This is a genomic window from Haemophilus parainfluenzae, from assembly GCF_014931275.1.
Classification (GTDB): Bacteria; Pseudomonadota; Gammaproteobacteria; order Enterobacterales; family Pasteurellaceae; genus Haemophilus_D.
Window position 1 is genome coordinate 890,613 of the sequence record NZ_CP063110.1, and the last position, 13,852, is coordinate 904,464.

General features: G+C 38.3%; 15 protein-coding genes. 11 read left to right on the top strand and 4 right to left on the bottom strand.

Going from position 1 to position 13,852, the window contains the following annotated elements; translation table 11 throughout:
• Positions 1 to 13 precede the first annotated feature (13 nt).
• Positions 14 to 877, bottom strand: a complete 864-nt coding sequence (rsmA, locus tag INQ00_RS04410) for a 16S rRNA (adenine(1518)-N(6)/adenine(1519)-N(6))-dimethyltransferase RsmA (RefSeq protein ID WP_005630864.1) — start codon at positions 875 to 877, stop codon at positions 14 to 16.
• Between the two features lie 227 nt (positions 878 to 1,104).
• Here rsmA and infA point away from each other — a divergent pair, with 227 nt between their 5' ends.
• The 5 genes from infA (at position 1,105) to rplI (ending at position 2,909) form a co-directional block, all read left to right on the top strand.
• On the top strand, positions 1,105 to 1,323 hold the full coding sequence (infA, locus tag INQ00_RS04415; RefSeq protein WP_005627617.1) for a translation initiation factor IF-1: 219 nt from the start codon (positions 1,105 to 1,107) through the stop codon (positions 1,321 to 1,323).
• Positions 1,324 to 1,512: 189 nt separating this feature from the next.
• Positions 1,513 to 1,890, top strand: coding sequence for a 30S ribosomal protein S6 (gene rpsF, locus INQ00_RS04420; protein WP_197547415.1), 378 nt, complete (start codon positions 1,513 to 1,515; stop codon positions 1,888 to 1,890).
• The gene (gene priB / locus INQ00_RS04425; protein ID WP_005627623.1) at positions 1,877 to 2,203 is read left to right on the top strand and encodes a primosomal replication protein N; all 327 of its coding nucleotides are present in this window, start codon (positions 1,877 to 1,879) and stop codon (positions 2,201 to 2,203) included. The genes rpsF and priB overlap by 14 nt, the downstream gene beginning before the upstream one ends.
• Before the next feature lie 11 nt (positions 2,204 to 2,214).
• Positions 2,215 to 2,445 carry a 30S ribosomal protein S18 gene (rpsR, locus tag INQ00_RS04430; RefSeq protein WP_005696867.1) on the top strand — a complete coding sequence of 77 codons (231 nt, stop codon included), beginning with the start codon at positions 2,215 to 2,217 and terminating at the stop codon, positions 2,443 to 2,445.
• 14 nt (positions 2,446 to 2,459) lie between these two features.
• Complete coding sequence (gene rplI / locus INQ00_RS04435; RefSeq protein ID WP_197547416.1) at positions 2,460 to 2,909, top strand: 50S ribosomal protein L9; 450 nt, start codon at positions 2,460 to 2,462, stop codon at positions 2,907 to 2,909.
• 102 nt (positions 2,910 to 3,011) lie between these two features.
• Here the strand turns inward: rplI and iolB are convergent, their stop codons facing one another.
• The gene (gene iolB / locus INQ00_RS04440; RefSeq protein WP_014064776.1) at positions 3,012 to 3,842 is read right to left on the bottom strand and encodes a 5-deoxy-glucuronate isomerase; all 831 of its coding nucleotides are present in this window, start codon (positions 3,840 to 3,842) and stop codon (positions 3,012 to 3,014) included.
• A 254-nt stretch (positions 3,843 to 4,096) separates the two neighbouring features.
• Between iolB and INQ00_RS04445 the strand changes: the two genes are divergently transcribed.
• The 6 genes from INQ00_RS04445 (at position 4,097) to INQ00_RS04470 (ending at position 11,635) form a co-directional block, all read left to right on the top strand.
• Positions 4,097 to 5,605 (top strand): CoA-acylating methylmalonate-semialdehyde dehydrogenase, encoded by a 1,509-nt coding sequence (locus INQ00_RS04445; protein WP_197547417.1) that lies wholly within the window; start codon positions 4,097 to 4,099, stop codon positions 5,603 to 5,605.
• A gap of 90 nt (positions 5,606 to 5,695) precedes the next feature.
• Positions 5,696 to 6,835: a Gfo/Idh/MocA family protein gene (locus tag INQ00_RS04450; protein ID WP_197547418.1), complete on the top strand. Its 1,140-nt coding sequence runs from the start codon at positions 5,696 to 5,698 to the stop codon at positions 6,833 to 6,835.
• Positions 6,836 to 7,105: 270 nt separating this feature from the next.
• Positions 7,106 to 8,044, top strand: coding sequence for a substrate-binding domain-containing protein (locus INQ00_RS04455; protein ID WP_178165100.1), 939 nt, complete (start codon positions 7,106 to 7,108; stop codon positions 8,042 to 8,044).
• Between the two features lie 78 nt (positions 8,045 to 8,122).
• On the top strand, positions 8,123 to 9,055 hold the full coding sequence (locus tag INQ00_RS04460) for a sugar ABC transporter substrate-binding protein (protein WP_197547419.1): 933 nt from the start codon (positions 8,123 to 8,125) through the stop codon (positions 9,053 to 9,055).
• 60 nt (positions 9,056 to 9,115) lie between these two features.
• The gene (locus tag INQ00_RS04465) at positions 9,116 to 10,627 is read left to right on the top strand and encodes a sugar ABC transporter ATP-binding protein (RefSeq protein ID WP_197547420.1); all 1,512 of its coding nucleotides are present in this window, start codon (positions 9,116 to 9,118) and stop codon (positions 10,625 to 10,627) included.
• A 54-nt stretch (positions 10,628 to 10,681) separates the two neighbouring features.
• Positions 10,682 to 11,635, top strand: a complete 954-nt coding sequence (locus tag INQ00_RS04470) for an ABC transporter permease (protein WP_197547421.1) — start codon at positions 10,682 to 10,684, stop codon at positions 11,633 to 11,635.
• A 293-nt stretch (positions 11,636 to 11,928) separates the two neighbouring features.
• Here the strand turns inward: INQ00_RS04470 and iolG are convergent, their stop codons facing one another.
• Both iolG and iolE read right to left on the bottom strand, forming a co-directional pair.
• A complete protein-coding gene (gene iolG / locus INQ00_RS04475) occupies positions 11,929 to 12,939 on the bottom strand; it encodes an inositol 2-dehydrogenase (RefSeq protein ID WP_049380127.1) in 1,011 nt (336 codons plus the stop codon).
• A 2-nt stretch (positions 12,940 to 12,941) separates the two neighbouring features.
• Complete coding sequence (iolE, locus tag INQ00_RS04480; protein WP_197547422.1) at positions 12,942 to 13,838, bottom strand: myo-inosose-2 dehydratase; 897 nt, start codon at positions 13,836 to 13,838, stop codon at positions 12,942 to 12,944.
• Between the last annotated feature and the right edge of the window lie 14 nt (positions 13,839 to 13,852).

Sequence of the window (13,852 nt, forward strand, 5' to 3'; positions counted from 1 at the left end):
TTGACCGCTCTTTTTACTCTTCTGAATCTAAGATTTCATCTTTATTAATATCAGCTGGAGGATTATCCGCTAACCAGTTTGCTAAACGTGCATAATCTGCGATAGCCAAATTTTCTGCACGTGCATTTAAATCAATACCAAGTGCGGTCAGATTTTCAGGTGAAAATAGTGTTGAAAGTGCATTGCGTAATGTTTTTCGACGTTGATTAAACGCTTGGGAGCAAACACGGTTCAACCAATATAAATCTTTCACTGGGTGTGGCAATTCTTTATGCGGAATTAAACGCACAACGGCTGAATCCACTTTTGGTGCAGGTTTAAATGCAGAAGGTGGTACTTCAAGCACAGGCATCACTTGGCAGAAATATTGCGCCATAATGGTTAAACGACCGTAAGCTTTGCTATTTGGCCCTGCGCATAAGCGTTTGACCACTTCTTTTTGTAGCATGAAGTGCATATCTTGAATCACATCATGATACTTAAACAAGTGGAACATCAATGGGGTAGAAATGTTGTAAGGCAAGTTACCAAATACACGTAATTTTTGCCCTTTTTCTGCTAAATTTTCTTTTGTATAAAGCTCACCAAAATCAAATTGCATTGCATCCGTTTCAATAACGGTGAGCTTTTGATGTAAAAATGGATGATGACGTAAACGTTCTGCAAGGTCTCGGTCAAGCTCTACCACAGTCAGATGATCAACAAGCTCACCAACCGGCTCTGTTAATGCGCCAAGTCCCGGACCAATTTCCACTAAGAATTGATTGGGTTGTGGGTAAATCGCCGCCACGATACCTTGAATCACAGAAGTATCATGTAAAAAGTTTTGACCAAAGCGTTTACGCGCCGTATGGCCTAAGTGTTTTTTTGAATTCATAAGTACTATTTAATAAGAAAAGTGCGGTTATTATAGAGCCTGTATTTCTTTTGTAAATCATTCCTAAGTCTTGATACAACGTACAAATTAGTAAAAAAAGTGATTTTTTTCTGTTCAATTTTATTTTAATCTTTCGTCTAACGCCAAAAACGGCTATAATCCGCCCGTTTTTCATTTATAACCCGCAAAAAGTGCGGTCAAAAAAAATCATAATTTTAGAGGATAAAATGGCAAAAGAAGATTGCATTGAAATGCAAGGCACAATTTTGGAAACCTTACCAAATACCATGTTCCGCGTTGAGTTAGAAAATGGTCACGTAGTGACTGCCCATATTTCTGGCAAAATGCGTAAAAACTATATTCGTATCTTAACGGGCGATAAAGTAACAGTAGAAATGACCCCTTATGACTTAAGCAAAGGTCGTATCATTTTCCGTAGCCGTTAATTTAGAAATAAAAGAAAAGCCGATATGTTGATATCGGCTTTTTTTGTTTGAAAAGCATACAAATTATTTGAAGTCTAGAAAAAAATCTGTATAATCAGCGCCCTTAGCCACGTTCATTTTTTCGTTCCTTGCCTTTGCAGATTGGTGGCTAATCTACGTCAAAGGCTGATTAACCCGTAAGGAGCAGTAATGCGTCACTACGAAATCGTGTTTATGGTTCATCCGGACCAAAGCGAGCAAGTACCAGGTATGATCGAACGTTACACAGGTTCTGTTAAAGAAGCTGGTGGTCGAGTTCATCGCCTAGAAGATTGGGGTCGTCGCCAATTAGCGTACCCAATTAACAAATTACACAAAGCACACTATGTGCTTATGAATGTAGAAGCGCCTCAACAAGTCATCGACGAGCTAGAAACGACTTTCCGTTATAACGATGCTGTATTACGCAGTCTTGTTATCCATACTAAGCACGCCGTAACCGAAGCGTCCCCAATGAAAGCGGCTAAAGAAGAACGTAAACCTTTAGCTGAAGTTGAAAACAACGATTTTGAGGATGCTGAAGAGTAATTCAAAACTTGATAATCGCTTCTCGTTAATCGGCACTGTGTGTCAATTACCCAAGCGAAGCAAAAGCCCTAACGGGATTGCGCATTGCCAATTTTGGCTGGAACATCGTTCCGAACAAGTCGAAAGCGGTTTATCACGCCAAGCGTGGTTAAAGATGCCAGTTCAAGTCAGTGGCAATCAGTTAATAGAAAAAACTCAAAGCATTACGGTCGGCAGTAAACTTCTTGTGGTGGGGTTTATTACTTCACATAAAACCTCAAATGGTTTAACACAGTTAGTATTGCATGCCGAGCAAATCGAATTTATAGATTAGGAGACAGCCAAATGGCACGTTATTTCCGTCGTCGTAAGTTCTGCCGTTTCACAGCGGAAAATGTTGTTGAAATCGATTACAAAGATATCGCTACATTAAAGAACTACATTTCTGAAAGCGGCAAAATTGTACCAAGCCGCATTACCGGTACTCGTGCGAAGTACCAACGCCAATTAGCACGCGCAATCAAACGCGCTCGTTATTTAGCGTTATTACCTTACTCTGATTCTCATCACAATTAAGAAGGAGTTAGGAAATGCAAGTAATTCTTTTAGATAAAATCGCTCACCTAGGTAATGTAGGTGATCAAGTTAATGTTAAATCTGGTTTCGCTCGTAACTTCTTAATCCCACAAGGTAAAGCAGTTATGGCAACTAAAGCTAACATTGAACACTTTGAAGCACGTCGTGCAGAGTTAGAAGCAGCGGCAGCAGCAAGTTTAGCAGCAGCTCAAGCTCGCGCAGCACAAGTGACTGCATTAGGTTCTGTAACTATCGCATCTAAAGCAGGTGATGAAGGTCGTTTATTCGGCGCAATCACTACTCGTGATGTAGCAGAAGCAGTAACTGCAGCAGGCGTTGAAATTGCGAAAAGCGAAGTTCGTTTACCAAACGGTCCAATCCGTACTCTTGGTGATCACGATGTTCGTTTCCAACTTCACGGCGAAGTATTTGCAACATTAGATGTTATCGTTGTTGCAGAATAATTATCAAAGTTTTTGATAAAAGAAAACCCGACGTTATGTCGGGTTTTTTGTTTATATAGATTTAGAAAAATATTTTTTCTTAGTCAAAGATAATATCTCAAATTATTTAAATTTATCTGCATATTTTTCACTATTAATCCAAGAATGATCTTGTTCCCAAGTAAACCGCCATTTTCTTACAGGACCAGCCATAACATTTAAATAATAATTGTCATAACCTGCAATAGTTGCGACTGGATGGTATCCTTTTGGTACTTGAACAACATCCCCATCATACACTGCCATACATTCATCTAGTGAACGATCATCAGTATAAACTCGTTGTAATGCAAAACCCTGTGATGGTGAGAAACGATGATAGTAGGTTTCTTCCAAATAGGTTTCAGTCGGAGAGTTTTTATCGTCGTGTTTATGGCTAGGGAAAGAACTCGTATTACCTTCATCTGTAAATACTTCAACAACCAATAAGGCATCTGCGGTTTCAGTTTCAGGGAGAATATTATGTACTAAGCGTTTATTATTTCCATATCCGCGTTTTTCTACACCAACATCCTCTGGTTTAATTAAGCGAATTGGTAAATTCCCCTGACTTGGTGCTCTACAAACAGCCAATTCTAAATAACTTTCAGCTTTGATTTGTACTTTTTGTTGGTGTGGAACATAGACTGAATAAGGTGGAATCCGCTCAAATGGAGAGGCGCGATTACCAATATGCTCGAAAGTAGCTTGGGATGTAACAATAGTAGCCTTACCAGCAACGAGAACAAAACAGGTTTCAGTATTTTCAGTATCAAAAGTTAGTTCTTGCTCTTCTTGTAGATGGTACATTTCAAAACCAACGTACTCCCAATTCGCTGTTTTTGGGGTGATTTTTTGTACTTCACCATTCTTTTCAGGATGATCTTTTCGTGATTTGGATAGTAAATAACTCATTTCATGCTCCTAAAATAGCCGAATAACTTCTTAAGATAATACTCCGTTCAGTGAATTAATCTAGCTAGATTTCTAAAAAATCAGACATAGATCACATAAATGAAATAAAATATCCAATATTTTAATAAGTGGATTGAAAAGTTCAATTTATTTGCCTACTCTATACTAGATTTAAAGAATGAGTATTGTTTTTTATGCAAGTTGTTATTCATTTATCGCATCTTAATTTCTGAAACTGTATGAAGGAGTTCAAAATGGAAACTGTTTATAACTTTATTAATGGTAAACAAGTGCCAAGCAGAGGGACAAAAGCGCATCCAATTTATAATCCTGCAACAGGTGAGCAAATTCGCCAAGTGATTATGAGTACTCCGGATGATGTAAATGAAGCTATCGAAGTAGCACATAAAGCTTTTGCTGATTGGTCAGCAACCTCTCCGCTACGTCGTGCCCGGATTATGTTTAAGTTTAAAGAATTGTTGGAAAGAGATTGGGATTCATTAGCTCGTTTAATCGTAGAAGAGCATGGTAAGGTTTACTCTGATGCTTGTGGTGAATTGACTCGTGGTTTGGAAGTGGTTGAATTCTCATGCGGTATTCCTCATTTATTAAAAGGTGAATTTTCAGAGCAAGCAGGACGCGGCATCGATATTCATTCATCTTTGCAACCACTAGGGGTAACTGTTGGTATTACACCGTTTAACTTCCCTGCAATGGTTCCAATGTGGATGTTCCCAATTGCATTAGCTTGCGGTAATACTTTCATTTTAAAACCAGCTAAAGCAGATCCTTCCTTATCTATTCGCTTGGCTGAACTGTTAAAAGAAGCAGGTTTACCAGATGGCGTATTTAATGTAGTACATGGTGATCGTCATGATAATGAAGTTTTATTGCGTGATCCGCGTGTTCATGCTGTGAGTTTTGTGGGTTCTACACCAGCTGCAGCACATGTATATAAAGTTGGTTCTGAATTTGGCAAACGCGTACAAACTTTTGGTGCGGCGAAAAATCATGCATTAATTATGCCTGATGCAGATATTGAATCTACCGCAAATGCTTTATTAGGTGCGGCATTTGGTGCTGCGGGTGAACGTTGTATGGCGTTAGCATTGGCTGTTACGATTGACGATGAAACTGCAGATAAATTAGTGGCAGCTTTAAAACCAAAAGTAGAAGCACTGCGTTATGGTCCAGGTATTCCAAAAGATGGTGAAAAAGAGATGGATTTTGGTCCATTAATTACTCAGCAACATCTCAACAATGTGACAAATTACATTACAACTGGTGTGGAAGAAGGTGCAACACTTATTGTTGATGGTCGAGGTAAAAAACCAGTTGGTCATGAGAATGGCTTCTTTATCGGTGGCTCCTTATTCGATAATGTCACTTCCGATATGGTGATTTATAAAGAAGAGATCTTTGGACCTGTATTGGGTATTGTCAGAGTAAAAAGCTTTGAAGAAGCAATGAAGTTAATTAATGAACATCCTTATGGAAACGGTACAGCTATCTTTACCTCTGATGGTGGTGCTGCTCGTGAGTTTGCATATCACGTTCAGGCTGGTATGGTGGGTATTAACGTGCCAATTCCAGTACCAATGTCATTCCATTGCTTCGGTGGTTGGAAACACTCATCTTACAGCACCTTAAATGTTTATGGACCAGATGGTGTTCGTTTCTATACGAAGATGAAAACAACAACAACACGTTGGCCAAATAAATATGTAATTGAAAATGCTGCATTTAGTATGCCGACACTTTAATTAACATAATTTTTAAATCATGAAGAGGAGATAATCGCATTGAGGACGTTATCTCCTCTTTTTCTATGCAATAAATAGTAAGGATATCGTATGAAACAGGTTCGTATTGGTTTGGTTGGTACTGGGTATATCGGCCGTTGCCATGCTATTGCTTATGCTCAGGCTCCAACAGTATTCCCACTTGATGCTGAATTGGTTCTGGAATATTTAGCCGAGATTACACCTGAATTAGCAGAGAAAAAGGCAAAAGAATTCGGTTTTAATCGTTTTACGGGCGATTGGAGGGATATTGTGCAAGATCCAAATGTGGATGTAGTAGATATTTGCACTCCAAACTTTCTTCATAAAGAAATTGCATTAGCAGCCATTGCCAATGGTAAACATGTTTACTCTGAAAAACCGCTAGCTCTCACTGCAGAAGATGCCAAATTAATGTATGAAGCGGCGAAGAAAGCAAATGTTAAGACCTTGGTTGGGTTTAATTACATCAAGAATCCAACGACTCAATTAGCCAGAGAAATTATTGCTAATGGTGAAATTGGAGAAGTAGTACATTTTTATGGCACTCATAATGAAGATTACTTAGCTAATGAAAATACACCATTGGATTGGCATTGCGTGAAAGAAAAAGCAGGACTAGGTGCATTGGGAGATTTAGCCGCTCATATTGTGCAGATGTCTCAGTATTTATTAGGGCAGGATGTTCGTGCTGTTATCGGAGATATGCAAACGGTAATTAAAAATCGCCCAAATCCTCATAATTTACAAGAACGTTTAGCTGTAGAGAATGAAGATCAGGCGACAGCCTTGGTTCGATTTGATAATGGATGCATGGGAACGATTGAAACGTCTCGAATTGCTTGTGGACGAAAAATGGGACTGAGCTATGTGATTACGGGAACAAAAGGCAGTATTTCTTATACTCAAGAAAGAATGGCTGAATTAAAGCTTTATTTACATGATGAAGATCCAGCAAGACAAGGATTTAAAACAATCCTTACTGGACCATTGCATCCTGATTACAAGAATTTTTGTGTGAGCGCAGGTCATGGCATTGGTTTTAACGATCAGAAAACGGTGGAGATTAGAGATTTAGTAAATGGTTTAGCTTCACCTGAAGGTGTTTTATATCCTGATTTTGAAGAAGGATATAAGGTGTCTCGCGTGTTAGATGCAATAGCATTATCGTATCACCAAAAACGTTGGGTTAATGTAGAAGAAATAGCGTAATTCGATGAGGGGCATTTAATTATAGTGCCCCTTATTTTTTTATTATTAATCGGAAGATTTTGCGAATAGTAAATATTTTCGACTAAAAAGTAAGATCTACTTCACACTTTCAAAAAATGACAGTTGCAGAAAATCTTCTTTTAATGATATAGATACATGTGGATGATTTATTCCAAATTACGCACTGGTGAAATTTATATTCGCATATTGTGAGATTATAGCTGTATTTCAATCTTTGTTATTCGTTTAACTAATAAAGGGAGTAGCATTATGAAAAAAACATTGCTTGCATTACTTTGTGGTGGAGTTTTATTAACGTCTCAAGCTGTTATCGCTAAAAATGTTGTGATTGGTGCACCAATGGTTGCCTTTTCTGATAAATGGCAAACCTATCTTCAAGATGCCATTCGTGAGTTTGATAAAGCACATGATGATGTGGAAATTAAACTCGCAGATGCAAATGGTGACCCCGCTCGTTTATTAAATGATGCAGAAACATTTATCGATCAAAAAGTTGATGCATTACTTGTTGTTCCAACAGACCCAAATATTGTTAAGGTTATTGGCAAAAAAGCTAAACGAGCCGGTATCCCTCTCATTATTATCAATCGTAAACCATTAGATGAAGATATGCAGTACGTTACTAGTTATGTAGGATCGGATGAAATCGAAGGTGGACGTATTCAAGCAAACTTTATTGTTGATACCTTAAAAGGTAACCCTGCTGAAGCTGCAATCTTGATGGGGCCTTTAGGGCAAGATGCTCAAATTAAGCGTACGCAAGGCAATAAGGAAATTTTTGGTCAGCATAAAAATATCAAAATTTTTACTGAACAAGAAGGTAAATGGGATAGAGCTAAAGGTTTAGAAATTGCAGAAAACTTACTTGCGGCAAATAAAAATTTAAATGTTGTTGTTAGTAATAATGATGAAATGGCGATTGGGGCGGTATTAGCAGGTAGAAAATTAGGTCTTAAAGATGAAGATTTAATAATTGTTGGCCTTGATGCAACACCTGATGCCTTAGATTATTTAGGTAAAGGATTAGATGCAACAGTGTTCCAATCAGCTGCTGGACAAGGTTCTGCGGGGGCTGAAATGGCCTATCTTGCTGCAAAAGGTGAAAAAGTTCCAGCTGTGAAATGGGTGCCTTTTGAACTCGTTACACCAGATAAAAAAGAGGAATATCAAGCGAGATATAAAAAATAGATTTTCTCATCTAAATAACGGAAGGGTGATAACCCTTCCGGTTAAAGCTAAAGAGATTTATTAATGGAGGGATGAACAATGTTAAAAAAGGTATGCATTTTAGTTATTAGTCTCTTTTTTGCCCCAGTTATTTTAGCCAAGTCGATAGTAGTTGGCGTTTCAATGTATAGCCTTGCAGATAAATATCCCACTTATTTACAGGATTCCATGGATAAGTTTGTCACCTCCCAATCTAATCTTAAATTTAAATATGCCGATGCGAATGGCGATCCCGCCAAGATGTTAAATGATGTGGAAAATTTTATTGATTCGAAGGTTGATGCTTTGATCATTATGCCAACAGATCAAAAGATCGTAAAAGCCATTGGATTAAAAGCAAGAAAAGCGAAGATTCCTTTAATTGTGGTGACAGTGAAACCGAATGAAGAAGACATGCAATACGTAGCGAGCTACGTTGGTTCTGAAGAAATTAAAAGCGGTGAAATGCAAGGTGAATTTATTGTTAACTCATTGAATGGTAAACCAGCTAAAGCCATTATTTTACTTGGACCGTTGGGGTTAGAAGCTCAAATTAAACGAACAGAGGGTAATAAAAAGATCTTTGCTCAGCATCCTGAAATTAAAGTGGTCGCAGAACAAGAGGCAAAATGGGATAGAGCTAAAGGTATGGAAGTCGCAGAAAATCTGCTTTCAGCTCACCGAGATGCGAATGTTATTTTGAGTAATAATGATGAAATGGCAATAGGGGCTTTATTGGCTGCGAAGAAACTCGGCTTCAAAGATGAAGACATACTCATTGTAGGAATTGATGCAACACCAGATGCTTTAGCTTATTTAGGTAATGGATTGGATGCTACTGTTTATCAATCTGCATCAGGACAAGGACGATTGAGTGCAGAAATGGCCTACAAGGCAGCGCTTGGTGAAGAAATTCCCAAATATAACTGGATTCCTTTTGAATTGGTTACCCCAGAAATGAAGGAACAATATATCAACAAATATAAGGAGTAAATTGACCGCACTTTATAATGTTATTTCCGTATTTATTTTTATCGAGTCAAGGAGTTAAACATGACTAATAGTAATAGCTCAAATTCTCCCTATATTTTAGAAATGAGAAATGTATCAAAAACATTTCCTGGGGTTAAGGCATTAGATCAGATCAATCTCCGGGTCAAGCGTGGAAGTGTTCACGCTCTGATGGGAGAAAATGGAGCAGGTAAATCCACATTGATGAAAATTCTATATGGAATTTATATTCCTGATGAAGGTGGAGAACTTATTCTAGATGATAAACCTTTTAAACCAGGACGTCCTATTGATGCAATTCGTCGTGGTCTAACTATGGTGCCTCAGGAAATTTCTCCTGCTGCTAACTTGACGATTGCGGATAATTTTTATTTAGGTCGGGAAATAACGAAAGGTAAATTTTTCCTTAATCAAAAAGCAATGAATGAGCAAGCCTCTGCGATTCTAAAAGAACTTGGTGTGCCGATGGATGTGACAGAAAAAATGTCAGATGTATCGGTGGCAAAAGCTCAGTTGGTTGCGATTGCGACTGCCGTTTCTAATGATGCGAAAGTGATCATTATGGATGAGCCAACAACGGCATTAACTGAAAATGAAGTAGACCAACTTTATCGCATTATTGAAACGGTCAAAGCAAGAGGTATTGCGATTATCTTCATCTCTCACAAATTAGATGAAGTCTTTAGAGTATCTGATGAGATCACGGTAATTCGCGATGGTCAATATGTGGATACGAAGCCAACCAAAGAAGTGACTAAAGAGCAACTGATTTCGATGATGGTTGGTCGCGATATGTCAGAAATGTTCCAACGTGAGCGTTTTGAGTTATCTGATGAAATTGTTTTAGAAATTAAACATTTTACTCGAGAAGGAAAATATCAAGATATTAATTTTGCTGTACGTAAAGGTGAAATCTTTGGTATCGCAGGGTTGGTTGGTGCTGGTCGTTCAGAAATAGTAGAAGGGTTATTTGGCTATAAACCGGCAGATAGTGGTGAAATTTATATTAAAGGCGAAAAAGTAGTTATTAATAATCCACTAGATGCGATGAAGCATAAAATTGGTTTTGTAACGGAAGATAGAAAATTGACTGGTCTATTTTTAAATCTGAGCATTACAGACAATATGATTATGCCGAAAATGTCGCCTTATTTAGAGAATTTTCTTGTGTCTGTTGCAAGAGCACAAAAAACGGCAAATGAACAAAAAACGAAACTCAAAATAAAAGCACCAAATGTAGAGGTAATTACTAATAATCTCTCCGGTGGTAACCAACAAAAAGTATTGCTTGCTCGTTGGTTATTACTAGAGCCTGAAATTTTGATTTTAGATGAACCAACAAAAGGGATTGACGTCGGGGCTAAGGCTGAGCTCTATAAATTGATGGTTGAGTTATCAAAACAAGGTAAAACGATCATTATGATTACGTCAGATATGTTGGAACTTTTATCAATGAGTGATCGCGTCATGGTTATGCACGAAGGGCATCAAGTTGGCATCATTCCTCATACCGAATTGACTCAAGAGCGAGTACTTGAATTGGCTTCGGGTTAGTGTCTATTAATTAGAATGGTTTATTTATTAAGATTAAAAAATGAGAGGTTTATTATGGAAAACGTGACACTGAAGAAAATGATTAATGCGTATGGGATGGTCTTAATTTTAATTCTTCTCTTTTTAGTATTGTCTGTTTCAATAGACGGCTTTTTTTCAGCTAGAACAGTATGGAGTATTATCGAACAAGTATCCATGTTTGGTATTATTGCAATTGGTGTAACCTTCATCATTATCACAACTGGTATCGATCTATCATCTGGTTCTGTGGTGGCGCTTACAGCAGTCGTTTCTGCTTCAATTGTAACTGGTGGCGATAGCGTATCATCTGCGCTATTGGCTTTTGCTGCATCAATTTTAATTGGTGCTTTATTGGGATTGTTTAATGGTGGATTAACAGCACTTGGTGGTATTCCGCCGTTTATCTCAACTTTAGGTATGATGATTATTGCACGTGGTGCCGCACAGCTTTACTCTGATGGTCGTCCAATTGATGCCTCTTCAGAAGCATTTACCTGGATTGCTGATGTGAATATTTTTGGACTTCCGGGGCTGGTCTTGCTGTATATCTTAATTGTAATCGCTTCTCATATTTTACTTAGTCATTCAACCTTTGGTCGTCATGTTTATGCAGTAGGTGGAAACCTGAATGCAGCTAAAATCTGTGGTATTAACACAAATAGAACATTAATTTGGGTTTATATTCTAGGTGGTGCATTATCTGGATTAGCAGGCGCTTTACTTGCATCACGAACCTATGCAGGTAATCCATCTTACGGTTTGGCTTGGGAGCTTGATGCTATCGCCGCAGCAGTTATCGGTGGGGTTTCTTTAAGTGGTGGTTTTGGTACGATTCCAATGTGTGTGATTGGGGCTTTAATTATCGGTACCACCAATAAAGGCTTAAATATGTTAGGCGTGGATCCATACTGGCAACAAATTGTTAAAGGGGCAATTATTGTAATCGCAGTATTACTTGATACCTTAAAACGTCGCAAAAAAGGGTAATGTAGACAAATATCCATTGATTTCAGAAAAGGCTACCTATGGTAGCCTTTTTATTTGCATTAAGATTTAAAGCATAAAGAGAATGCATGTATGCGTTTTTATTAAAAAAAGTGCGGTCAAAAAAGAGGGTATTTTTGGAATGATGTAGTAATTATCTGAAATGCTAGCTTGACTTATTGGAAACTAAATCTCTATGGTAAATGAGGGAATGTTTCTCAACATTTTTTGTCGTTTTAGGAGATAAAAAAGACCTAAATTCCTTTAGGTCTCTTTCTATATTTATATGTTTAGTTCTAAGCGATTTCTGCTAGTTTGACTGGGCGTCCTTCATCTAATGAACGTTTAGCCGCAAGTGCAATAATCACCGGTTGTAACCCATCATTACCATTCACTAAAGTCGGTTTGTCGTTTACTACGGAATCAACAAAACAAGCCATTTCATCAGCAAAAGATTGCATATAACGTTCTAAGAAGAAGTATTTAGGTTTCTCGGCAATCACACCAGCTTCACAGGAATAAACCGCAGTAGAATCGGTATCATTGCGAGTTTGCACCGCACCTTTTGAGCCAAATACTTCAGCTCGTTGATCGTAACCGTAAACTGCTTTTCGGCTATTATCGATCACACCAATAGCACCGTTAGCAAGTTTTAAGGTGATAACAGCGGTGTCGATATCGCCAGCTTTACCGATTTCTGGATTGACTAGTACGCCACCAGCTGCATAAACTTCTACAACTTCACTGCCAGATAAATAGCGAATCATGTCGAAGTCGTGAATAGTCATGTCGAAGAACATTCCACCAGATACTTTTACATATTCAATTGGTGGTGCATCTGGATCACGCGAGGTCACTCGAATTAAGTGCGGTTCACCAATATCACCATTTTCTACACGAGTTTTAATCGCTTTGAAGTTATGGTCAAAGCGGCGATTAAAGCCAACTTGGAATTTCACGCCAGCTTTTTCTACTTCTGCTAACACTTCTTTGATGCGATTGACATCTGCATCAACTGGTTTTTCGCAGAAAATGTGTTTGCCTGCTCGAGCAGCCTCAATAGAAATAGGCGCATGGGTATTGGTAGATGAACAGACTAATACAGCATCAATTTCCGGATCTTGTAGAATTTGTTTGTAATCCTCATAAACATGAGCAATGCCCATGCCTTTTGCCCATTGTTTGAGCTCATCCGTTACTCTGACGTCAGAAATCGCTTTGATTTCAGCGCCCTTCACATATTTTGTAATACTTTCAGAATGTACGCGACCAATACGACCGGCGCCGATAATACCTACTTTAATCATAATTAGATCCCCGCTGTTTCTTTAATGTATTTACGGCCTTTGACGGCGTATTCAAATGGGTTAGCGATGGCAGGGTCTTGCTCCGCCTCAACCACCATCCAGCCTTTATAATTGTGTTTTTCAAGAATATCAAAAATTGGTCTGAAATCGATTACACCATCACCTGGTACGGTGAATGTGCCTTTGCGAACACCTTCTAAAAAGCTAAGATCATTTGCCTTCACTTCAGCAACGACTTCATCACGCACATCTTTTAAATGCACGTGGCAAATTCGATCTATGTATTTTTCTAATACGTCTAGCATCGCTTTTTGTGAGCCTTCAGAATAATAGATATGACCAGAATCAAATAATAAATACACATCATCGTTAACGACTTCCATATATTTATCAATTTCAGCTGGCGTTTGAATACCTGTACCCATGTGATGATGTAGGCATACTTTCATTCCTTTTTCAGCTGCTAATTTGGCTAGTTCATTATAGCCCTCAGCAAGGAGTTGCCATTCTTCTTCAGTAAAAACAGTTTTTTCTTTAAAAACAGCTTTTGTTGTGCCTTGGATACTACGGCTTTGTTCAGAACAGCCAATAACCTTGGCTCCCATCGCATGAAGGAAATCTCGATGTTTAATGAATTCTTTGATCGTTTCTTCTTTTTTGCCATCTACAAAAAAGGTACTAAACCAAGCATTACAAATTTGAATACCACGAACACTCAATTTGTGTTTTAGCACTTCCACGTCGCGCGGATATTTATTTCCGACCTCGCATCCAGTAAAACCGGCCAGCGCCATTTCACTAACACATTGTTCAAAGGTATTTTCTTTGCCAAGATCAGGCATATCATCGTTAGTCCAACCAATTGGCGCGATACCTAATTTCACGTTTTCAGCTTTCATAGTTTTTCCTTCTC

Coding starts and splice junctions, on each gene's coding strand:
- rsmA (WP_005630864.1), bottom strand. CDS start 877: ATGAATTCAAAAAAACACTTAGGCCATACGGCGCGTAAACGCTTTGGT.
- infA (WP_005627617.1), top strand. CDS start 1,105: ATGGCAAAAGAAGATTGCATTGAAATGCAAGGCACAATTTTGGAAACC.
- rpsF (WP_197547415.1), top strand. CDS start 1,513: ATGCGTCACTACGAAATCGTGTTTATGGTTCATCCGGACCAAAGCGAG.
- priB (WP_005627623.1), top strand. CDS start 1,877: ATGCTGAAGAGTAATTCAAAACTTGATAATCGCTTCTCGTTAATCGGC.
- rpsR (WP_005696867.1), top strand. CDS start 2,215: ATGGCACGTTATTTCCGTCGTCGTAAGTTCTGCCGTTTCACAGCGGAA.
- rplI (WP_197547416.1), top strand. CDS start 2,460: ATGCAAGTAATTCTTTTAGATAAAATCGCTCACCTAGGTAATGTAGGT.
- iolB (WP_014064776.1), bottom strand. CDS start 3,842: ATGAGTTATTTACTATCCAAATCACGAAAAGATCATCCTGAAAAGAAT.
- INQ00_RS04445 (WP_197547417.1), top strand. CDS start 4,097: ATGGAAACTGTTTATAACTTTATTAATGGTAAACAAGTGCCAAGCAGA.
- INQ00_RS04450 (WP_197547418.1), top strand. CDS start 5,696: ATGAAACAGGTTCGTATTGGTTTGGTTGGTACTGGGTATATCGGCCGT.
- INQ00_RS04455 (WP_178165100.1), top strand. CDS start 7,106: ATGAAAAAAACATTGCTTGCATTACTTTGTGGTGGAGTTTTATTAACG.
- INQ00_RS04460 (WP_197547419.1), top strand. CDS start 8,123: ATGTTAAAAAAGGTATGCATTTTAGTTATTAGTCTCTTTTTTGCCCCA.
- INQ00_RS04465 (WP_197547420.1), top strand. CDS start 9,116: ATGACTAATAGTAATAGCTCAAATTCTCCCTATATTTTAGAAATGAGA.
- INQ00_RS04470 (WP_197547421.1), top strand. CDS start 10,682: ATGGAAAACGTGACACTGAAGAAAATGATTAATGCGTATGGGATGGTC.
- iolG (WP_049380127.1), bottom strand. CDS start 12,939: ATGATTAAAGTAGGTATTATCGGCGCCGGTCGTATTGGTCGCGTACAT.
- iolE (WP_197547422.1), bottom strand. CDS start 13,838: ATGAAAGCTGAAAACGTGAAATTAGGTATCGCGCCAATTGGTTGGACT.